A 22,071-nucleotide genomic window follows, 5' to 3' on the forward strand; every position below is an offset into this window, starting at 1 on the left:
ATAAGTCAATTCAACAAGAACGTGCAGAAAAAAAATGAAGGATGAGTACAATTGTAAGCAAATTTATAAATTGCAATTTAGAATAATAAGGCGGTAGAAAATGCCAATCTGCTTAAAAAAATCATAAAACTCATGGTGTAATTTCAAATTTATACTCAAAAAAAATGGTATTTTTATTTAGTTGTAACAAAGAATATTGTTCTTTTTTTAAGTTTAATTGTATAAAAAATAGCTCATCAGACGACTTTAAAATCATAAGAACTGTTTTTTAATGAAATTCACTTTCGAAAAATTAGTATAGATCGCTTAATATCTATCTGAAATATAAGTCTGTTCACTTATTTGAAATGTGGCTTACATTGAAAATAGGAGAGTATTGCGATCATTTTTCTATTGATATGAGGAATTTATAACTTTATCTTTAGTCTAAAATCGGCTTATTTAAAAGAAATTTCAGAAAAAATGAAATTAAATAAAAAGTTATTTTAAACAAGGATATGATGTATGTAGGTATAGTTTTTTTATTGACCTAATAATGTAATATTGTTTTGAATGATTCTTATTTAATGGTTTTTTGCTGAAATGGCAAAGTGGATTGTTTGTATTTTGATACTTCGCGTTTTATAATTCAGTGTCGTTTATAGGTTAGGCATGAGCTGTGCTTGCCTAACAATGCCAGCTTTCCTTGGAATTAATTCAACAAACTCCGGTCGGAGTTTCTACCTACAGGATGCCCGCTGTGAAAAGCAACAGACCTGTCAATTTGTCCATGGGTCAGGTGTTAGCGGTAAATTTACGCTCACCCGTGGCTATTGCATCAATTTTACACCGTTTATCAGGTGTCATCGTTTTCTTATTAGTACCAGTTCTCTTATGGATTCTAGATAAATCATTATCTTCACCAGAAGGATTTGACTACGTTAAAAATGTCGTTTTTGGAAATATCCTTGTACGTTTTGTTGTTTGGGTATTTGCAGCCGGCTTAATATTCCACTTTATTGCTGGAGTTAAGCACTTACTTGCAGATTTAGGTTTTGCTGAAGAACTGCAAAGTGGTCGTATTGCAGCGACAATTTCATTGATCTTATCTGTGGTAGCCATTATCGCAGCCTTTGTATGGATTATGTTCTAATGAAAAGTGCTACAGGTTTAACTGGTTCAGGTTCTCGTGATTGGTTTATCCAGCGTGTAAGTGCGGTTGTATTAGCAGCTTATACTGTTGTTCTTTTTGGTTGGATTCTCTGCAAAGGTGGATTTGACTATCAACAGTGGGCTGGCTTCATGATGACATTACCAATGAAGATTTTTTCTTTATTGGCAATTTTATCGCTTATCGCACACGCATGGATTGGTATGTGGCAAGTTTTCACTGACTATGTCACTACTCGTCAAATGGGTCCTTCAGCGAAAGGTTTACGCCTTGTACTGACGACGGCTGTCATTATTGCAGTGTTTGTGTACGCAATCTGGGGTATCCAGATTTTCTGGGCGAATTGATAGGAAGATATCATGGGCGCGATAACCCCTAAAGAAGATTATTCAAATATTCAAAACCTCACTTTCGATGCAGTTATCGTTGGTGGTGGTGGTTCTGGTATGCGTGCTTCTTACCAACTTGCTCAAGCAGGTTTGAAAGTTGCAGTACTTACTAAAGTTTTCCCAACACGTTCACATACAGTTGCTGCTCAGGGCGGTATCGGTGCGTCGTTAGGTAACATGCAAGAAGATAACTGGCATTTCCACTTTTACGATACGGTAAAAGGTTCTGACTGGTTAGGTGACCAAGACGCAATTGAATTTATGTGTCGTGAAGCACCAAAAGTTGTGTATGAACTTGAACACATGGGTATGCCGTTTGACCGTAACGCTGATGGTACAATTTACCAGCGTCCGTTCGGTGGTCACTCTGCGAACTATGGTGATAAACCAGTTCCACGTGCTTGTGCTGCTGCTGACCGTACTGGTCACGCATTATTGCACACGCTTTATCAAAGCAACGTGAAAATGGGTACTCAGTTCTTCGTTGAATGGATCGCGCTTGATTTGATCCGTAACGAAGCAGGTGATGTTCTTGGTGTAACAGCGATTGACCAAGAAACTGGTAATATCGCAGTATTCCAAGCAAAAGCGACATTGTTTGCGACCGGTGGTGCTGGTCGTGTTTACCGTGCATCAACAAATGCTTATATCAATACTGGTGACGGTCTTGGTATGGCTGCTCGTGCTGGTATTCCATTACAAGATATGGAATTCTGGCAATTCCACCCTACGGGTGTTGCGGGCGCAGGCGTATTGTTAACTGAAGGTTGTCGTGGTGAAGGTGCAATCCTTCGTAACAAAGACGGCGAACCGTTCATGGAACGTTACGCACCAACTTTAAAAGACTTGGCTCCACGTGACTTCGTATCACGTTCTATGGACCAAGAAATTAAAGAGGGTCGTGGTTGTGGTCCAAAAGGTGATTATATCTTACTAGATATGACTCACTTGGGCGCTGACACAATCATGAAGCGTTTACCATCTGTATTTGAGATTGGTAAAAAATTCGCGAACGTTGACATTACTAAAGAACCAATTCCTGTAGTACCAACAATCCATTATCAAATGGGCGGTATTCCTACAAATATGCATGGTCAAGTGTGCTTACCTGAAGCAGGTACAGATAACTACACTAAACCTGTAAAAGGTTTCTATGCAATTGGTGAATGTTCTTGTGTATCAGTACATGGTGCAAACCGTTTAGGTACTAACTCACTTCTTGACTTGGTTGTATTTGGTAAAGCTGCTGGTGAGCACATTATCGACTACGTAACTAAGCATCATGGTGATGAATATGCGCCACTTCCAACAAACGTATTAGAGCAAACTTTAGATCGCGTACGTAAGTTGGATGAATCAACTTCTGGTGAAAATGCACAAGAAGTTGCTGATGCGATTCGTGATATCGTTCAAGACCACGCTGGTGTATTCCGTACTCAAGCTTTGCTTGATAAAGGTGTTAAAGAGATTCTTGCTCTTGAACCACGTGTGCGCAACATTCACTTGAAAGATAAATCTAAAGTATTTAACACTGCACGTGTTGAAGCGCTTGAAGTTGAAAACTTATATGAAGTTGCAAAAGCTACATTAATTTCAGCTGCTGCGCGTAAAGAGTGTCGTGGTGCGCATACTGTAGTTGATTATGAATTGCCAGCTGATCACCCAACTTATTCATACGGTCGCCGTGATGATGAGTGGATGAAGCATACTTTATGGTATTCATCAGACAATCGTTTGGAATATAAGCCTGTGCGCTTCAAGCCGTTGACTGTTGATGCAATTCCACCAGCACCACGTACATTCTAATCGGGAGTATAAAGATGAGTAGAGGTACTCGTACATTCGAAATCTACCGCTATGATCCTGATAAGGATAAAGCGCCGTACATGCAAACTTTCAAGCTTGAATTGACTGATAAGCACCGTATGTTGCTTGATGCATTACTTGCTTTGAAGGTTCAAGATGAATCATTAACGTTCCGTCGTTCATGCCGTGAAGGTATTTGTGGTTCGGATGGTGTAAACATTAATGGTAAAAATGGTTTGGCTTGTTTATGGAATTTAAACGACCTGCCTGAGAAAATTGTAATTCGTCCATTACCAGGTTTGCCGGTTGTTAAAGATTTGGTTGTTGATATGAACCAATTCTATGATCAATATGACAAAATTCAGCCATTCTTGATCAATAACCAACCAGCTCCACCTAAAGAGCGTTTACAGTCTCCTGAAGAGCGTGAACACTTAAATGGTTTGTATGAATGTATTCTTTGTGCATGTTGTTCAACTTCATGCCCATCATTCTGGTGGAACCCTGATAAATTCTTGGGTCCTTCAGCATTGTTGAATGCATACCGTTTTATCATCGACTCTCGTGATACTGCTACGGCAGACCGTTTGGCTCGTCTTGACGATCCATTCAGTTTGTTCCGTTGTAAAGGTATTATGAACTGTGTGTCAGTATGTCCTAAAGGTCTAAACCCTACTAAAGCAATCGGTCATATCCGTAACATGCTATTAGATCAAGCGGGTTAATTCTGCACAAATAGAAAACGCGCATCCTTGATGTGCGTTTTTTTTTAATTTTATAATGTAAACTTTAGACTTTGGTCGAAATGAGCGAGGATTTTATATATTGCACCATATATTAAAAGATAAAATCGCTTATGTATTTCGCCAATTTATAGGTGGTATGTGTCAAAAAAATCAATCGTTGTTTAAGAACATGATACGATTTGCCACAAAGTTATAGGTGAAAAAAGCGTATACTAGTGAAATTAATTTAAGTAGCACGATCTTAGATCTGTGCTTAATTTTTATGGTTAAAGTCATTTTAGAAAAGTTAATTTTAAAGTTAATTTTTCTAAAAAGATTTGCAAAAAATTGCTCGGTTTTAATCGAGTATAAGGTGAGTGATGATGCCATTGAGGGCGTTGTGATTCATTAATTACCTATGGAGTTTTCTCTCTAGGTAGTATGACGCCCCATGGTCTTAGAGACCTGTTGGGTAAGTAATGCCTTTTTTACCAATTTGGCATTATGCATCATGGGTGTGCTTAAAAGGCAGCCTGTAATATTTTTTGCAATAGGAAATGGGTCCACAAATGCAAGAAGTTGCTGACGCATTGCGTCTTGACACTGAACTTTCCGCTGATAGTGCAGCGTATATTGAAGAACTTTACGAGCAGTACCTGACTTCCCCAACCTCTGTAGCTGAGGACTGGCGCCAATATTTCGATAAATATCCAAAGGGTGACCAACCACACAGCGCTGTGCGTGAGCAATTCCTATTACTAGGACGTAATGCTAATCGTGTTCAACCTGTTGTACAAAGTACTGTAAGTACTGAGCATGAGCGTCGTCAAATTGGCGTTTTACAACTTATTGCTGCTTATCGTAATCGCGGACATCAAAAAGCTAAATTAGATCCATTAGGTCTTGCTAAGCGTGAAGAGATTCCAGATTTAGATCTTTCAGCTCACGGTTTAACCAAATCAGATTTAGACACTGTATTCAATACCGGCAATCTTGAAATCGGCAAAAGCGAAGCAACGCTTGCTGAAATGATTGAAGCAATGGAAGCAATCTATTGTGGTTCGATCGGTGTTGAATACATGCATATCGTGGACACAAAAGAAAAACGTTGGATTCAACAACGTCTTGAAAGTGCCCGTGGTAAATTCAATTACTCAAATGACCAAAAGAAAGGCTTCTTAGAGCGTTTAACTGCTGCAGAAGGTCTTGAAAAATATCTTGGTAATAAATACGTCGGTGCTAAACGCTTTGGTGTTGAAGGCGGCGAATCTTTTATTCCTATGGTAAACGAGATTATCCAGCGTGCTGGTGCTGTAGGTTGTAAAGAAGTTGTTATCGGTATGCCACACCGTGGCCGTTTAAACCTTCTTGTGAATATTATGGGTAAAAACCCTGCGGACTTATTTGGTGAGTTCGAAGGTAAATCAATTCATAAAAAAGGTTCTGGCGACGTTAAATACCACCAAGGTTTCTCAAGTAATGTAATGACTCCAGGCGGCGAAGTTCACTTGGCATTGGCATTTAACCCATCTCACTTGGAAATTGTTGGTCCTGTAGTTGAAGGTTCTGTACGTGCACGTCAAGTACGTCGTAGAGACATTGGCGGTGATGACGTTTTACCAGTTATTGTTCATGGTGATGCGGCATTTGCAGGTCAGGGCGTGAACATGGAAACTTTCCAGATGTCACAAACTCGTGGCTATACGGTTGGTGGTACAGTTCATATTATTGTGAACAACCAAGTAGGTTTCACAACTTCTGATCCTCGTGACGCACGTTCTACAGAATACTGTACAGACGTTGCTAAAATGATTCAGGCGCCAATTTTCCATGTAAATGGCGATGATCCTGAAGCTGTTATCTTTGCTACTCAATTAGCACATGATTTCCGTCACGAATTCCGTAAAGATGTTGTTATCGATTTGTTCTGTTATCGTCGTCGTGGCCATAACGAAGCAGATGAGCCATCTGGTACACAGCCATTGATGTATCAAGTAATTGCGAAGAAAGCGACTACTCGTACACTTTATGCTGATCAACTTGTTCAAGAGAAAGTACTTGATCGTGCTGAAGCAGACCAAATGGTTGAAGATTACCGTTCTGATCTAGAAGCGGGTAATCATGTAGCAAATGCATTGATTCTTGAACCAAATACCAAAATGTTTGTTGATTGGACTCCATATTTGGGCCATGACTACACAGACGATTGGGATACTTCATTTGACTTAAATCGCTTAAAAGAATTAGGCGAGGGCATGAGCAAACTTCCTGAAGGGTTTGTAATGCAGCGTCAGGTTCAAAAAGTAATTGAAGACCGCGTAAAAATGCAAACTGGTGAAACTCCATTAAACTGGGGTGCAGCAGAAACTTTAGCTTATGCAACTTTATTAGATGAAGATTATCTAGTTCGTATTACTGGTGAAGACGTGGGTCGTGGTACCTTCTCACACCGTCATGCGAAATTGCATAACCAAGCTGATGGTTCAACGTACATTCCACTTTGTCATGTGAAAGAGAACCAACCACGTTTTGCGATTTATGACTCTCTTTTATCTGAAGAAGCAGTTCTTGCATTCGAATATGGTTACGCAACTACAATTCCTAAGAGCTTGATTATTTGGGAAGCACAATTTGGTGACTTCGTAAACTGTGCTCAAGTTGTGATTGACCAGTTTATTGCTTCTGGTGAGACTAAATGGGAACGTGTTTGTGGTTTAACAATGTTGTTACCACACGGTTTCGAAGGTCAAGGCCCAGAACACTCATCAGCTCGTTTAGAACGTTTCTTACAGTTATGTGCTGAAGACAACATGCAAGTGATCACTCCAACGACACCTGCACAGATTTTCCATGCATTACGTCGTCAAGCTGTACGCCCAATTCGTAAGCCATTGATTGTAATGTCACCGAAATCTTTACTTCGTCATAAGCTTGCGACTTCTACTTTAGAAGAGCTTGCAAATGGTTCATTCCAAACTGTAATTGATGAAATCGATCAAATTAACAAGTCAGATGTAACTCGTCTTGTACTTTGTGGCGGTAAAGTTTATTACGACTTACTTGAAAAACGTCGTGAACAAAACTTAACTAATGTTGCAATCGTACGTATTGAACAGTTGTATCCATACCCAGAGCAACGTCTTGCGGAAATCTTGGCTGCATATCCAAACGTCAAAGAACTTGTTTGGGCACAAGAAGAGCCGAAGAACCAAGGCGCATGGTTATTTATTGCACCGCGTTTATATGACGATATCTTAAAATCTGGCAAACAAATCCGTATCAGTTTTGCAGGTCGTGAAGCTTCTGCTGCACCAGCTTGTGGCTCACCGTACTTGCATGCAAAACAACAAGCTCAGCTAATTAATGATGCATTGGCAATCGAAGCTGAACAATCAGGAGATTCTCAATAATGGCAACCGAAATTAAAGCACCGGTATTCCCAGAGTCTGTTGCAGATGGCACCATCGCAACTTGGCATAAAAAGGTGGGTGAACCTGTATCACGTGATGAAGTAATCTGTGATATTGAAACCGACAAAGTTGTTTTAGAAGTTGTTGCTCCTGCTGATGGTAGCTTAGTTGCAATCATTAAAGATGAAGGCGATACAGTTCTTTCTGACGAAGTAATTGCTCAGTTTGAAGCTGGTGCTGGTGCAGCAGCGGCTGCTCCTGCAGTAGAGCAAGCAGTTGCTCAAACTCAAGCTGGTGCAGCGCCTGTTGTTGAGCGTACAGAAACTGTATCTGATCAAGCTCCTGCAGTTCGTAAAGCATTAACTGAATCTGGTATTGCTGCTGCTGACGTACAAGGTACTGGTCGTGGTGGTCGTATCACTAAAGAAGATGTTGCAAACCATCAAGCTAAACCAGCTGCTAACGTTACTCCGTTAAGTGTAGCTGTTGGTGAGCGTATCGAAAAACGTGTTCCAATGACTCGTTTACGTAAACGTGTAGCTGAGCGTCTTCTTGCTGCAACTCAAGAAACTGCAATGTTAACTACATTCAACGAAGTTAACATGAAGCCAATCATGGAATTGCGTAAGCAATATAAAGATGCTTTTGAAAAACGTCATGGCGCTCGTTTAGGCTTCATGTCATTCTTCGTTAAAGCAGCAACTGAAGCGCTTAAACGCTACCCAGCTGTAAACGCTTCAATTGATGGCGACGATATCGTTTATCACGGTTACTACGACATCGGTGTTGCAGTATCTTCTGATCGTGGTCTTGTTGTACCAGTATTACGTGATACTGATCGTATGAGCTATGCAGAAGTTGAATCTGGTATTGGTGCATATGCTGCTAAAGCACGTGATGGTAAATTATCTATCGAAGAAATGACTGGTGGTACTTTCACAATCACTAACGGTGGTACTTTCGGTTCATTACTTTCAACTCCAATTTTGAATCAGCCACAAACTGGTATCTTGGGTATGCACAAAATCCAAGAGCGTCCTATGGCTGTAAATGGTCAAGTTGAAATCTTGCCAATGATGTATTTAGCACTTTCTTATGACCACCGTATGATCGATGGTAAAGAAGCTGTAGGTTTCTTGGTAGCAATCAAAGAATTGTTAGAAGAGCCAGCTAAACTCATCCTTGATCTTTAATTTCTTCGAATAATATTACCGAGGTAGAGTGATCCTCTATCTCGGACCATGGAGATAAACAATGTCTCAACAATTTGATCTTGTTGTTATTGGTGGTGGTCCTGGTGGTTATGAAGCTGCAATTCGCGCTGCTCAACTAGGTTTTAAAGTCGCTTGTATCGAAAAACGTATTCACAACGGTAAGCCATCTTTGGGTGGTACATGCTTAAACGTAGGTTGTATTCCTTCTAAAGCATTACTTGACTCTTCTCACCGTTACGAAGATACAGTACATCACTTAGCTGATCACGGTATCACTACAGGTGAAGTGAATTTTGATCTTGCTAAGCTTCTTGCTCGTAAAGACAAAATTGTTGACCAATTAACTGGTGGTATCGATCAATTGCTTAAAGGCAATGGCATTGAATGGTTAAAAGGTACTGGTAAATTACTTGCTGGTAAAAAAGTTGAGTTCGTTTCTCATGAAGGTGAAACTCAAGTTTTAGAACCTAAATACGTTATTCTTGCGTCTGGTTCTGTGCCTGTAAATATTCCAGTAGCTCCTGTAGATCAAGATATTATTGTTGATTCAACTGGTGCATTGAACTTCCCAGAAGTACCTAAGCGTTTAGGTGTAATTGGTGCAGGTGTAATCGGTTTAGAGCTTGGTTCTGTTTGGCGTCGTCTTGGTGCTGAAGTTGTTGTTTTTGAAGCAATGGATGCATTCTTACCAATGGCTGATAAAGCTTTGGCAAAAGACTACCAAAAACTTTTAACTAAGCAAGGTCTTGATATTCGTATCGGTGCTAAAGTTTCTGGTACTGAAATTAATGGTCGTGAAGTGACTGTTAAATACACTCAAGGCGGCGAAGAAAAAACTCAGACTTTTGACAAATTAATCGTTTGTGTAGGCCGTAAAGCTTATGCAGAAGGTTTATTGGCAGATGATTCAGGCATTAAATTGACTGAACGTGGTCTAGTTGAAGTAAATGATCACTGTGCAACTTCTGTAGAAGGTGTATACGCGATTGGTGACTTGGTTCGCGGTCCAATGCTTGCTCATAAAGCAATGGAAGAAGGCGTAATGGCTGTTGAGCGTATTCACGGTCATGCAGCTCAAGTGAACTATGACACAATCATTTCTGTTATCTATACACATCCGGAAGCGGCATGGGTTGGTTTAACTGAAGAACAAGCTAAAGAAAAAGGTCATGAAGTTAAAACTGGTCAATTCGGTTTTGCTGTAAATGGTCGAGCTTTAGCGGCGGGTGAAGGTGCTGGTTTTGTTAAGTTTGTTGCTGATGCAAAAACTGACCGTTTATTAGGTATGCATGTTATTGGACCTGCGGCATCTGATATCGTACACCAAGGTATGATCGCTCTTGAATTTGTATCTTCTGTTGAAGATCTTCAGTTAATGACATTTGGTCATCCAACATTCTCTGAAGTTGTTCATGAAGCTGCACTTGCTGTAGATGGTCGTGCAATTCACGCGATTCAACGTAAGCGTAAATAAAATAAAGAGCGGTTCTCCGCTCTTTTTCACATTCGATGGTGTGATTAAAAAAGCATCAAGGTGAAAGACGTAGACAGCAATTTGCATATGTAACATGAGAATGTTGCGCAAATTGAAGACAACAAACAAAGTTAAGTAGGTAACTAAATGAACTTACATGAGTATCAAGCTAAAGCGTTATTGAAAGAATATGGTATGCCAGTACAAGAAGGTATCTTGGCTACCAATGCAGACGAAGCAGTTGCTGCATTTGAACAGCTTGGTGGTAAATTCGCGGTAATGAAAGCGCAAGTTCATGCTGGTGGTCGTGGTAAGGCTGGTGGCGTTAAAGTTGCAAAATCTAAAGAAGACGTTATCGAATTTGCAAACAATATCATTGGTACTCGTCTTGTAACGTATCAAACAGATGCAAATGGTCAACCAGTAAACAGTATTATTGTTGCTGAAGACGTATACCCAGTTGAGCGTGAGCTTTACTTAGGTGCGGTTGTAGACCGTTCTAGCCGTCGTATTACTTTCATGGCTTCTACAGAAGGTGGTGTAGAAATCGAGAAAGTTGCAGAAGAAACTCCAGAAAAAATTATCAAAGTTGAAGTTGATCCATTAGTTGGCTTACAACCATTCCAAGCACGTGAAGTTGCGTTTGCTTTAGGTTTGAAAGACAAACAAATCGGTCAATTTGTAAAAATCATGACAGCTGCTTACCAAGCATTTGTTGAAAATGATTTTGCTTTATTTGAAATTAACCCACTTTCAGTTCGTGAAAATGGCGAAATTTTATGTGTAGACGCGAAAGTAGGTATCGACTCTAACGCGCTTTACCGTTTACCTAAAGTTGCTGCTTTACGTGACAAATCTCAAGAGAATGAGCGTGAATTAAAAGCATCTGAATTTGATCTTAACTATGTTGCTTTAGAAGGTAACATCGGTTGTATGGTTAACGGTGCTGGTCTTGCAATGGCAACTATGGACATCATTAAACTTTATGGTGGTCAGCCTGCAAACTTCCTTGACGTTGGTGGCGGTGCAACTAAAGAGCGCGTAATCGAAGCGTTCAAAATCATCCTTGCTGATACATCTGTACAAGGTGTTTTAATCAACATCTTCGGTGGTATCGTACGTTGTGACATGATTGCTGAAGCGATTATTGCAGCGGTTCAGGAAGTAAACGTAACTGTTCCAGTTGTTGTTCGTTTAGAAGGTAACAACGCTGAGTTAGGTGCTAAATTACTTGATGAATCTGGTTTGAAATTAATTTCTGCGAACGGCTTGTCTGATGCCGCAGAAAAAGTTGTAGCTGCAGTTAAAGCGTAAGGGGAGTATCAATCATGAGCGTATTAATTAATAAAGACACTAAAGTATTGGTACAAGGTTTTACTGGTAAAAACGGTACTTTCCACTCTGCACAAGCTTTAGACTACGGTACAAAAGTTGTTGGTGGTGTTACTCCAGGTAAAGGCGGTACTACTCACCTTGACCTACCAGTATTCAACACAATGAAAGAAGCTGTACGTGAAACAAATGCAGATGCATCTGTAATCTATGTACCAGCTCCATTCGTTTTAGACTCAATCGTTGAAGCGGTTGATTCAGGTGTTGGCCTAATCGTTGTGATCACTGAAGGTGTTCCAACAATCGACATGCTTAAAGCAAAACGCTACTTAGAAACTAACGGTAACGGTACTCGTTTAGTTGGCCCTAACTGTCCAGGCGTGATCACTCCGGGTGAATGTAAGATTGGTATTATGCCTGGTCATATTCACCAACCAGGTCGTATTGGTATCATCTCGCGTTCAGGTACATTGACTTATGAAGCTGTTGCTCAAACAACTAAGCTTGGTTTAGGTCAGTCTACTTGTATCGGTATCGGTGGTGACCCAATCCCAGGTATGAACCAAATCGAAGCGCTTCAATTGTTCCAAGACGATCCAGATACTGATGCAATCATCATGATCGGTGAGATCGGTGGTACAGCGGAAGAAGAAGCTGCTGAATTCATCAAATCTAACGTGACTAAGCCTGTAGTAGGTTACATTGCTGGTGTAACTGCTCCTAAAGGTAAGCGTATGGGTCACGCTGGTGCGATCATTTCTGGTGGTCAAGGTACTGCTGAAGAGAAATTCGCTGCATTTGAAAAAGCAGGTATGGCTTACACTCGTAGCCCAGCTGAGCTTGGTTCAACTATGTTGCAAGTTTTAAAAGAGAAAGGTTTAGCGTAATTCGTTAGATTTTGATCTTTAAAAAAACCCCAATGGAGACATTGGGGTTTTTTATTAAAATGAAATGATATTAATTCTAGTAGAACATTGAATAATTAACATAATTAATTCAAGGGAAAAATAAATGAGTAGAGAAGAGTTAATTTATTGTATCGAAAAATTTATAGATAAAAATGATATCTCTATCAAGAATACACAAAGAATAGAAGTTCTTCTTGATGACTTAAATTCAGAGGAAGAGATAATAGAAAGTATGATGCTAATTCTAGCGTTATATGTCCTGAAGGTGATGAGTACTTGTATGGTGAAGATGACGTGATTTTAGAATTGAAAAAAAATATTAATTTTTTTCAATGATATTTAAATTCCACATATTGTCTATTTTCATTCTTTAAGATGAAAAAGAAGAGCCTTATGACTAATACTAATTTTCATAAATAACTTAATATTCAATCGCTTATAAATATTACCTTTTTAAGAGAAATGTTTAGTCTCATTCATTAGATTTTAATCTTAAAACCCCAATGGAGATATTAGTTTTTTTACTGGGAAATATAATTGGAGTATTCATGGACTTAGTCTACTAAATAAAATCTAGTAGACTAATCGTATCTTTACAAAAATATCAATGACAAAGGTAATCATCATGTATGTGAAAATATCTAGTGTGATTCTCTTCTGCACTTTAATTTCGGGGTGTGCCACAAATCCAGAAAAGTTACAGACACCAGTTGAACTTACTTGTATTTTCCTCAAAGAGCCTCTTTCAACTACAGGGCTCTATGGTCCACTTAATGTGGAGTGGACCACTCGTCTAGAACGGGGACCATATTGGTCAGAAAAGATAGATGAAAAGGGCACGTTCTTTCGAGGGGCACCTGGTAGTATTTCAATTCGAAGCCCAGACTATCCATCAATTCCAGGACAACCTGCAGCAACTGATGGTGGCTTTTACTTACCAAAAGACCCTAAGGAGCCAGTCAAAATTTATCGCTACTTCACAACAAAGGCAGTACCTGTTGAAGTTCCATCTGACAATGTGACGTGTAATACTCTAGCTTATACTAAAGAGTCTGCATCCCATAAGGTTAGTCTAGTATCCTTTGCCACAGCTGGCGCAGTAGGAGGCGCTACTGGTGCCATAATTGGTAAGAACTTTTCCTCAGGAAATATGAGCTACGGGCAAGCCGCAGGAGCTGGCGCTGCAGGGGGAGCAATCGGTGGATTGATTGTTGCTGCTATCATCAATGCTGAAGTAGGGAAAATCATTGGTGGTCTACCAATAAAGGAATCTAGTTTTATGGAAAAGCTTCGCGAACTTGGGGCAAAACGCGAGCCTCTTAAACAAATTTCTTTACTACCAGCTTCTAGTCCATAAAGCTTAGTTCCTCAGGTTTATTCATCCATCGAGAGGTCGCTAGCAGTCAGCACCTCTCTTATTAAACGTTGGGCATCTGTTTCGCTATACTTTTTCAACGCGAGATTTAATTCAAGGGAAGAGATGCCCTGTTTGATATTTTGCTAACCTTATACTGAACTTGGTATCTAATTACTCATTTTCACCATAGGAATGGGTGAAACGGAAGATGAAAATTGTAGATCGAACATTTAGCATTTCGGTCTACATTGAAATAGGAGTACTAAACAGAGTGTATCACCCTTACTCAGCTTTTGGTTTCAACCCTTGAGTCAAACCATTGACATCACCACCCTGTAAGCCCAATTCATTTATTAAGTTATCAATCAAAGGTGCTTGTGAGCGATAGCGTAGCGCGCTATTCACCACTTGATCAGACAAAGAAGTTTGAGCATTTTCAAAAGAAACATTACTGTAAATCAGTTGAATTTCAACCTAAATTGCCAACATTATTATAGGCAAAAAAATACGCAATGATTGGGGTGATCATTGCGTAGAACAACGAATCTGTAAAAACAGTTTCGGTTTAAGGAGAAATGTCGTGAGGCTCATATGATGTAACCTACATAGAGGATAATAGATAAAGATAAGATATTCTTCATCGCTATTAGCGTTAATAAGTGTTACTTCACGTTAATAGGGTAAAGGCCTGTGAATGGCTATCAATACATTAGTAATTCTAAAAAATAAATATTATTGAATCTAATAAATAAAAAAAAGCCCCGAAGGGCTTTTAGTTTTCAAAAAGGATTAAAATTTAAATAAACCTAAACCATCTTTAACTTCGTCTAAAGTCTGTTGAGTAATAAGACGGCACTTATCTGTACCTTGACGTAAAACATCCATAATATAGTCAGGATCTTTAGCAAGTTCTTCGCGACGTTCACGAATAGGTGTAATTAACTCTTTTAAGACACCTTCAAGACGTTTTTTAACCGTACCATCACCAAGACCACCGCGACGATAGTGAGCTTTTAATTCTTCAACTTCTTCTTTATTTGGATCAAATGCATCTAAATAAGTAAATACAATATTGCCTTCAACTTGACCTGGATCTTCAATACGAAGGTGATTTGGATCGGTGTACATCGCATTAACAGCTTTTTTAATGTCTTTATCAGAAGCATTTAAAACGATGGTATTGCCTAATGATTTAGACATTTTCGCTTTACCATCAAAACCTGGTAGACGTGCCATATTAGAAAGCAACGCTTTACATTCAGGCAAAAGATCTTGACCGATTTGGCGATTTACTCGACGTACGATTTCATTCGTTTGTTCAATCATTGGAATCTGATCTTCACCCACTGGAACCACAGTTGCTTTGAAAGCAGTAATATCAGCCGCTTGTGCAACAGGGTAGCAGAGGAAACCAGCTGGAATGTCACGTTCGAAACCACGCATTTGAATTTCAGATTTAATGGTCGGGTTACGTTCTAAACGCGCAACTGTCACAAAGTTAAGATAGAGCATTGTGAGTTCATTGAGTGCTGGTAAGCAAGATTGAACACAAATAGTAGTTTTTGTTGGATCAATGCCTACAGCTAAATAATCTAGAGCAACTTCTAGAATATTACGACGAACTTTATCTGGATTATCTGCATTATCTGTTAATGCTTGTGCATCTGCTAACAAGAGATGTTGATGATGGCTATCCTGTAAACCTACACGAGAACGCAAAGAACCGACAAAATGCCCAAGGTGAAGTTGTCCGGTTGGGCGGTCGCCTGTCAAAATAATTGGACGCTGATCAACATTACTCATTATTTATTCCACTATCGTATTGGCTTAATCAGGGGTAGTAAGCCCTGTAATATAAAAGATTGGCATTATTGTACGGGAAATAAATTTTTTTCGTCAGCGATTGGGGAAACTTTTCTTAAAATAATATTGTGAATTTATTCAGTAAAATTACAGAAATTCAAAAAAATCATCTTACAATAGCCTTAATAAATACAAACTTGGATAAGAAATGGCGAGTGGCTTACTTTTATTACTAGATGATATAGCAACAATTTTAGATGATGTTGCTTTAATGAGCAAAATGGCAGCCAAGAAAACTGCCGGAGTTTTAGGTGATGATTTGGCCTTAAATGCTCAGCAAGTAACAGGTGTGCGCGCAGATCGCGAACTACCTATTGTTTGGAAAGTGGCTAAAGGCTCATTTGTTAATAAGCTTATTTTAGTTCCTTTAGCATTGTTGATTAGTGTGATTGCACCTTGGCTTATTAATCCGCTATTAATGCTCGGGGGCTTATTTTTATGTTATGAGGGCGTAGAGAAAGTTCTTCATACGATTATGCATAAAAAAGCTTCTACATCAGAGGAAGCAAAAGCAGAGCTTGAAAATGAAGAATTAGACTTAGCAACTTTTGAAAAAGAAAAAATAAAAGGAGCAGTAAGAACTGATTTTATTTTATCGGCTGAGATCGTGGTGATTACGCTCGGTACAGTTGCTACGGCTACTTTAATGACAAAGTTAAGCGTTTTAAGTGTTATTGCAGTTGTAATGACGATTGGCGTTTATGGCCTGGTTGGTATGATTGTTAAGATTGATGATTTGGGATTATATTTAACAGAACAGTCGACCTCATTTAAACAAACTATAGGTCGAGGCCTATTAGCTTTTGCTCCTATTTTGATGAAATTACTTTCAATTGTGGGCACTATTGCAATGTTTTTAGTGGGTGGCGGGATTATTAATCATACGATTCCATTACTTCATCACTTAACTGAAGACACAGTGGATCATGTGGAAACAATACCAGCAGTGGGTAATATTATTGGTGCTTTAACACCAACATTGATTAACTTTGGAATAGGACTTGTTGCAGGTGCAATTGTTCTATTAATTGTGAGCTTAATACAAAAAATGTGGCCTAAAAAAGCATCAGGTTCATGATGCCATTCTAAAAAGAAGAGGGAAATTATGCGCTGGAAAGGTCGACGAATTAGTAGCAATGTTGAGGACCGTCGAGGTGGTGGCGGGGTTAGAGCCGGTGGTATCAGTATTATTGGTTTGGTTGTTGCATTTGTTGCGTGGAAGTTCTTTGGTGTTGATCCACAACAGGCTTATCAAGCAACGCAGCAAGTTACTGCTTCACAACAATCAAATGCAACTGCGCCAGAAAGTTTAACGGCCGAGCAAAAAGAAGCCTCGGATTTTGTTGGAACGGTTTTGGCTGATACAGAAGATACTTGGACCCCTATATTTAAACAGTTAGGTAAAAGTTATACGCCACCTAAATTAGTTTTGTTTAGTGGAATGATTCAGTCAGGATGTGGCACAGCTCAATCTGCTATGGGGCCATTTTATTGTCCGGCAGACCAGAAAGTTTATATCGATACAGAATTCTTTAAAGATATGCGTCAGCAAATGGGAATTTCTGGTGAGCAGAACCAAACTGAACTTTCTAGAGAAGATCAAGCTGGGGATTTTGCACAAGCTTATGTGGTTGCACATGAAGTAGGGCACCATGTTCAAACCTTGCTGGGTATTTCGTCACAAGTACAGCAAGCCCGTGCACAAGTCAGCCAAAGAGAAGGTAATCAATTATCTGTTCGTCAAGAATTGCAAGCTGACTGTTTAGCGGGTATTTGGGCGAGTCATAATCAACAGCGAACTCAATTTTTAGAGCAAGGTGACATTGAAGAAGCGATGGATGCTGCTCAAAAAATTGGAGATGATTATTTACAGAAGCGCTCTACGGGGCAGGTCGTTCCAGACAGCTTTACTCATGGTAGTAGTGAACAGCGAATGCATTGGTTTCAGGTTGGTTTAAAAACTGGTGATATTAACCAATGTGATACTTTTAATAATCCAGTTTAAAATTTTATAGGATGAGTCTTGTTAAACATAATTTAATAAGCTCATCTTTTTTTAGATCATAACTATAAATAATGTTAAGAAATTTAACAGATTGATAGATTGTTCAATCAATTCGGTAAACTTGTGTCCTAATTTCTATTTTTATGATTATGGCATTGTTTATGTCAGCTTTTTATTAAGTTTGGTCGATCTAGCAAAGTTGTTCATTTGGTCATTGACCCAGAAGAAGGGTATTCATGGGTAATTTTTTTCTATTACAAGCGTTTACAGTGGTTTTTGCACTATCAATTGCAACCACAATCTTTAATAAGCGTATTTTAGGCTTTCCACAGGCGATTGGTGTTCCTCTGGTCTCAGCAATTTTTGTCTTTATTCTACAGTGGGGTGCCAGCCTACTAAATGGTAACCAATTTATTACCATTAACATTCATAATATTGAAGAAGCAGTACGCCATATCGATTTTTATGATTTTTTAATTAATGGTGTTATTTGTTTTATTCTAACTTCTTCTGCACTCAAATTTAAAATTTCAGATCTAAAAAGTTATTGGAAGCAAATTAGTATTTTGGCAACAATTGCCTTAGTACTTTGCGCCGTATTATTTGGTAGTTTACTTTACGGATTCCAGTTACTGGTTGGATATCATGTGCCAATTCTGGTGCTATTACTTTTAGGTGCAGCTTTAGGGGCAACAGACCCAATTGGTATTAAAGGTGTACTTAGTTCGATTCGAGCACCACATCATTTAATTGTTAAGCTAGAAGGTGAATCATTATTTAATGATGCAATGTGTATTGCATTGTTTATGACTTTACTTAATGTTTTACAGGGTGAACATTTTTCATTGGTGGCAACATTAGAAGCTCTACTTTATGAAATTGTTGTCGCCGTCGGGATTGGTTGGGCATTTGGGGTAGGGGTGTTGCGTCTATTACGTGGTAAACACGAAATGGAGTCCCTGATTTTAACAACAGCTTTACTTGCAAGTGGAGCATATTTGGTTGCTTTGTTTGCGCATGCATCAGCACCGATTGCTTGTGTAATTGGCGGTTTAATTGTTGGAAACAAATGGAAGGAAATACGAGAAGAGCGAGAGATTCAAGAAGTTAACCATTTCTGGCACACTGTAGAAGGAATTATTAACTCATTCTTATTTACTTTAATTGGCTTAGAGTTATTTATTCTTGATCTAAACTTTAGCCTGATTTTAGGCGGTATTGTTGCGTTCTTTATCCTTCATATTTCTCGTTTTGCTGCCAACTTTATGGCTTTCGCTTTTTTTCCCACAATGCGTAGAACTAAAAGCTACAACGGTAGTTTGACTATTTTATCTTGGGGTGGGGTACGAGGAGGAATTTCACTTGCATTGATTTTGGCAGTAGCCAATATCCCTGCCTTAAGTCCCTATAGTAGTATCCTGATTGGATATACATTTATTAGTGTATTGTTATCAGGTATTGTGTGCGGCCTAGGCTTACCAGCTGTGATGAATGCTTTTTATTACAACCCCAACGAAGAAACTGAAGGCTTAAAAGGCTTTTATCAAAGGTTGTGCCATAAGATGAACCGAAGAGGTTTTCAGTATATTGTGGGAGAGGATGCGCTGGGTAGAGAAACAATCACCGTTTATAATCCAGATATTCTTGTAGACCAAAAAACTGAGGATGGAATTGCGACAATGCATGACCCGAATAAGTTACAAGAAGTAAAAAGATTTGAGAGTCCAGATAATTTCTAAATATAAATAGTTTTAAAATTTATAAGATATTTAAAAATGAGGTTTTAGTGTAATAGTAAAATATTACCTAAAGCCTTTTTTTTCTATATATATCATTAATAATATATTTTATTTTATTAAGATATTAATAATTGTTATATGAATATTTTAATTAAATGATTTTTCAACAAATGGTAAATAGAAAAACAATAAATTTGTTTTATATATAAAACGTTTAACGTAATTTTTCATTAAATTAACATAAGAAAAACTTAACTAAGACTTATATATAATTTCTATTAATTAAAATTTTTTCTTTAGGTACTTTAGTATTTGTTTTTTTTATTTTAAAGTGTTTAATGTAAAAATGATCACATTACTTAATGTTTTTAAGTTATAGGTCAAAAACTTAGAAAGATTAAGTAAAAAGAATTATACATAAAATCATTTAAATCAATAATATAAAAGGAATACAGATATGCCTGAAATACAAATTATTGCCAAGGATAGTCACGATACCTTGTCAACAATCAAGGGAACTTCTGCAAAGCTTTCGGAAGCGTCGGTCGTATTGGTAAAAGTGGCTGCCAGTGATGTATTGGTAGTGAATAGGGAGGGTACCAATGCAGTCATTCGCCTGAAAAATGGCGAGACTATTGTTATTGAAGGCTTCTTTAGTGGAACAGCTGAGCCTAAAGATAACAGTCTTGTTTTTCAAGATGAAAATGGACAGTTGATTTGGGCAAAATTCAAAGATGCTGAAAATGATGCGGACGCCGATGCTGATGCGGACGCTGACGCAGACAGTGATGTTGAACCACAAGCTCTGGTAGCTGAGGATTTACCTGCTGCTTTACCGGCAGAAGCACCACAAGAGTTGGTATCTGATGTTATTTACCAACCTATTTCTTCAATTGAACCATTACTTTATCACGATGCGGGTGTAAACCCATGGTTGTGGGCAGCTATTCCTTTAGTTGCGGGCGGTATTATCGCTGCAGCATCGAATAGTGATAATGATGATGACTCAACACCTGCTGATACCACTCCACCAAATACAGATGGAGTCACTTTCTCTGTTGATCCTGTTACTTCAGATAACGTAATTAATGCATCAGAAGCAGCAGGTAATGTCACGATTACTGGTGTTTTGAAAAACATTCCAGCAGATGCGGCCAATACTGTAGTAACAGTTGTTGTGAATGGGGTAACTTATAATGCAACTGTAGACAAAACAGCGGGTACATGGACAGTAAGTGTGCCTGGTAGTGGTTTAACAGCTGATGCAGATAAAACCATAGATGCGACTGTAACGTTTACAGATGCGGCAGGTAATAGCAGTACTGTTAAAGATACACAAACTTATACGATTGATACTGCTGCTCCTAATACGGATGAGGTTGATTTTTCGGTTGATTCTGTAACAGCTGACAATGTGATTAATGCATCAGAAGCGGCTGGTGATGTCACTATTACAGGTGTTTTGAAAAATATTCCGTCAGATGCAACCAATACTGTAGTAACAGTTGTTGTGAATGGGGTGACTTATACTGCAACTGTAGATAGTGCAGCAGGAACATGGACAGTAAATGTGCCCGGCAATGGCTTAGAGGCTGATGCAGATAAAACCATTGATGCTACTGTAACGTTTACAGATGCAGCAGGTAACAGCAGTACGGTTAGCGATACACAAACTTATACACTTGATACGACTGCACCAACGGTTGTACTTGAAGATGTTTCTACTAATGATAATACTCCTGCATTAACAGGTACTGTAAGTGACCCAACAGCGACTGTTGTGGTTACTATTGATGGTGTTGATTATCCTGCAGTAAATAACGGTGACGGCACCTGGACGCTTGCAGACAATACATTGCCAACACTCACCGATGGACCACACACTGTTACCGTGACTGTAACTGATGCAGCAGGTAATAAAGGTACTGATACAGGTGTTGTGACTGTTGACACAGCTGCACCAAATACAGCTGGTGTTAACTTTGCAGTTGATCCTGTTACTTCTGATAATGTAATTAATGCATCAGAAGCGTCAGGCAATGTCACTGTTACAGGTGTATTGAAAAACGTTCCTTCAGATGCGGCTACTACAGCCGTTACAGTTGTTATTAATGGGGTAACTTATACTGCAACTGTAGACAGTGCAGCAGGTACATGGACAGTAAGTGTACCAGGTAGCGGTTTGGTTGCTGATGCTGATAAAACGATTGATGCTAAAGTAACCTTCACTGATGCAGCAGGTAATAGCAGCACAGTTAACGATACACAAACTTATACACTGGATACAGCTGCTCCTTCAGCACCAGTAATTGACCCGGTTAACGGGACAGACCCGATTACAGGTACGGCAGAACCTGGTTCAACCGTAACAGTAACTTATCCTAATGGTGACACAGCAACAGTTGTAGCAGGACCGGATGGCAGCTGGTCAGTACCAAACCCTGGCCTTAATGATGGTGACGAAGTTGAGGCAATTGCTACAGATCCAGCAGGCAACCCATCTTTACCAGGTACAGCTACTGTTGATGCAGTTGCACCAGCAGTTGTTATAACTGATCTATTAACGAATGACAGTACACCTGCGTTAACCGGTACAGTGAACGATCCAACAGCTACTGTGGTTGTGAACGTGGATGGTGTTGATTATCCGGCAGTGAACAATGGTGACGGCACCTGGACGCTTGCAGACAATACACTTC

Annotated in this window: 17 protein-coding genes and 1 pseudogene; 15 read left to right on the forward strand and 3 right to left on the reverse strand. The window is 39.1% G+C overall.

Translation table 11 applies throughout. The features are described from left to right. Window positions 1-130 precede the first annotated feature (130 nt). Complete coding sequence (locus tag ACTJJG_RS08125) at window positions 131-256, reverse strand: hypothetical protein (protein WP_014207478.1); 126 nt, start codon at window positions 254-256, stop codon at window positions 131-133. Window positions 257-730: 474 nt separating this feature from the next. On the opposite strand from ACTJJG_RS08125, the gene sdhC reads away from it, so the two are divergent. The 11 genes from sdhC to ACTJJG_RS08180 all read left to right on the forward strand — a co-directional run bounded on the left by sdhC (window position 731) and on the right by ACTJJG_RS08180 (window position 13,765). Beyond that, window positions 731-1,132, forward strand: coding sequence for a succinate dehydrogenase, cytochrome b556 subunit (gene sdhC / locus ACTJJG_RS08130; RefSeq protein ID WP_075384165.1), 402 nt, complete (start codon window positions 731-733; stop codon window positions 1,130-1,132). After that, on the forward strand, window positions 1,132-1,497 hold the full coding sequence (gene sdhD / locus ACTJJG_RS08135) for a succinate dehydrogenase, hydrophobic membrane anchor protein (protein WP_000833672.1): 366 nt from the start codon (window positions 1,132-1,134) through the stop codon (window positions 1,495-1,497). Before sdhC ends, sdhD begins: the two co-directional genes overlap by 1 nt. A gap of 12 nt (window positions 1,498-1,509) precedes the next feature. Continuing rightward, the gene (gene sdhA, locus ACTJJG_RS08140; RefSeq protein ID WP_002116225.1) at window positions 1,510-3,345 is read left to right on the forward strand and encodes a succinate dehydrogenase flavoprotein subunit; all 1,836 of its coding nucleotides are present in this window, start codon (window positions 1,510-1,512) and stop codon (window positions 3,343-3,345) included. A 14-nt stretch (window positions 3,346-3,359) separates the two neighbouring features. Continuing rightward, entirely contained in the window at window positions 3,360-4,070 is a 711-nt protein-coding gene (locus tag ACTJJG_RS08145; protein WP_002116292.1) for a succinate dehydrogenase iron-sulfur subunit, read from the forward strand. A 283-nt stretch (window positions 4,071-4,353) separates the two neighbouring features. Beyond that, entirely contained in the window at window positions 4,354-4,482 is a 129-nt protein-coding gene (locus tag ACTJJG_RS08150) for a hypothetical protein (protein WP_002116082.1), read from the forward strand. 157 nt (window positions 4,483-4,639) lie between these two features. Next, window positions 4,640-7,480, forward strand: a complete 2,841-nt coding sequence (locus ACTJJG_RS08155) for a 2-oxoglutarate dehydrogenase E1 component (protein ID WP_032056626.1) — start codon at window positions 4,640-4,642, stop codon at window positions 7,478-7,480. Continuing rightward, on the forward strand, window positions 7,480-8,673 hold the full coding sequence (gene odhB, locus ACTJJG_RS08160) for a 2-oxoglutarate dehydrogenase complex dihydrolipoyllysine-residue succinyltransferase (protein ID WP_032056625.1): 1,194 nt from the start codon (window positions 7,480-7,482) through the stop codon (window positions 8,671-8,673). The genes ACTJJG_RS08155 and odhB overlap by 1 nt, the downstream gene beginning before the upstream one ends. A gap of 61 nt (window positions 8,674-8,734) precedes the next feature. Further along, on the forward strand, window positions 8,735-10,168 hold the full coding sequence (gene lpdA, locus ACTJJG_RS08165; protein ID WP_002116053.1) for a dihydrolipoyl dehydrogenase: 1,434 nt from the start codon (window positions 8,735-8,737) through the stop codon (window positions 10,166-10,168). Between the two features lie 147 nt (window positions 10,169-10,315). Continuing rightward, a complete protein-coding gene (sucC, locus tag ACTJJG_RS08170; protein ID WP_001048573.1) occupies window positions 10,316-11,482 on the forward strand; it encodes an ADP-forming succinate--CoA ligase subunit beta in 1,167 nt (388 codons plus the stop codon). 14 nt (window positions 11,483-11,496) lie between these two features. Further along, window positions 11,497-12,387, forward strand: coding sequence for a succinate--CoA ligase subunit alpha (gene sucD, locus ACTJJG_RS08175; protein WP_000114637.1), 891 nt, complete (start codon window positions 11,497-11,499; stop codon window positions 12,385-12,387). A gap of 646 nt (window positions 12,388-13,033) precedes the next feature. Beyond that, window positions 13,034-13,765, forward strand: a complete 732-nt coding sequence (locus tag ACTJJG_RS08180; protein ID WP_032056623.1) for a hypothetical protein — start codon at window positions 13,034-13,036, stop codon at window positions 13,763-13,765. A gap of 282 nt (window positions 13,766-14,047) precedes the next feature. Here the strand turns inward: ACTJJG_RS08180 and ACTJJG_RS08185 are convergent. After that, window positions 14,048-14,203: pseudogene (locus tag ACTJJG_RS08185) on the reverse strand (flotillin domain-containing protein); the annotation flags it as partial. A 351-nt stretch (window positions 14,204-14,554) separates the two neighbouring features. After that, window positions 14,555-15,568, reverse strand: a complete 1,014-nt coding sequence (gene trpS / locus ACTJJG_RS08190) for a tryptophan--tRNA ligase (protein WP_002116097.1) — start codon at window positions 15,566-15,568, stop codon at window positions 14,555-14,557. A 208-nt stretch (window positions 15,569-15,776) separates the two neighbouring features. Here trpS and ACTJJG_RS08195 point away from each other — a divergent pair, with 208 nt between their 5' ends. The 4 genes from ACTJJG_RS08195 to ACTJJG_RS08210 form a co-directional block, all read left to right on the forward strand. After that, entirely contained in the window at window positions 15,777-16,706 is a 930-nt protein-coding gene (locus ACTJJG_RS08195) for a DUF808 domain-containing protein (RefSeq protein WP_032056622.1), read from the forward strand. A 27-nt stretch (window positions 16,707-16,733) separates the two neighbouring features. Then, window positions 16,734-17,633 carry a KPN_02809 family neutral zinc metallopeptidase gene (gene ypfJ / locus ACTJJG_RS08200; RefSeq protein WP_032056621.1) on the forward strand — a complete coding sequence of 300 codons (900 nt, stop codon included), beginning with the start codon at window positions 16,734-16,736 and terminating at the stop codon, window positions 17,631-17,633. A 236-nt stretch (window positions 17,634-17,869) separates the two neighbouring features. Beyond that, the gene (locus ACTJJG_RS08205) at window positions 17,870-19,372 is read left to right on the forward strand and encodes a cation:proton antiporter (protein WP_002116022.1); all 1,503 of its coding nucleotides are present in this window, start codon (window positions 17,870-17,872) and stop codon (window positions 19,370-19,372) included. Between the two features lie 457 nt (window positions 19,373-19,829). Next, the coding region (locus ACTJJG_RS08210) for an Ig-like domain-containing protein (RefSeq protein WP_440608920.1) at window positions 19,830-22,071 on the forward strand (2,242 nt) is incomplete at its 3' end.

Source organism: Acinetobacter sp. 22512, from assembly GCF_052044755.1.
Classification (GTDB): domain Bacteria; phylum Pseudomonadota; class Gammaproteobacteria; order Pseudomonadales; family Moraxellaceae; genus Acinetobacter; species Acinetobacter pittii.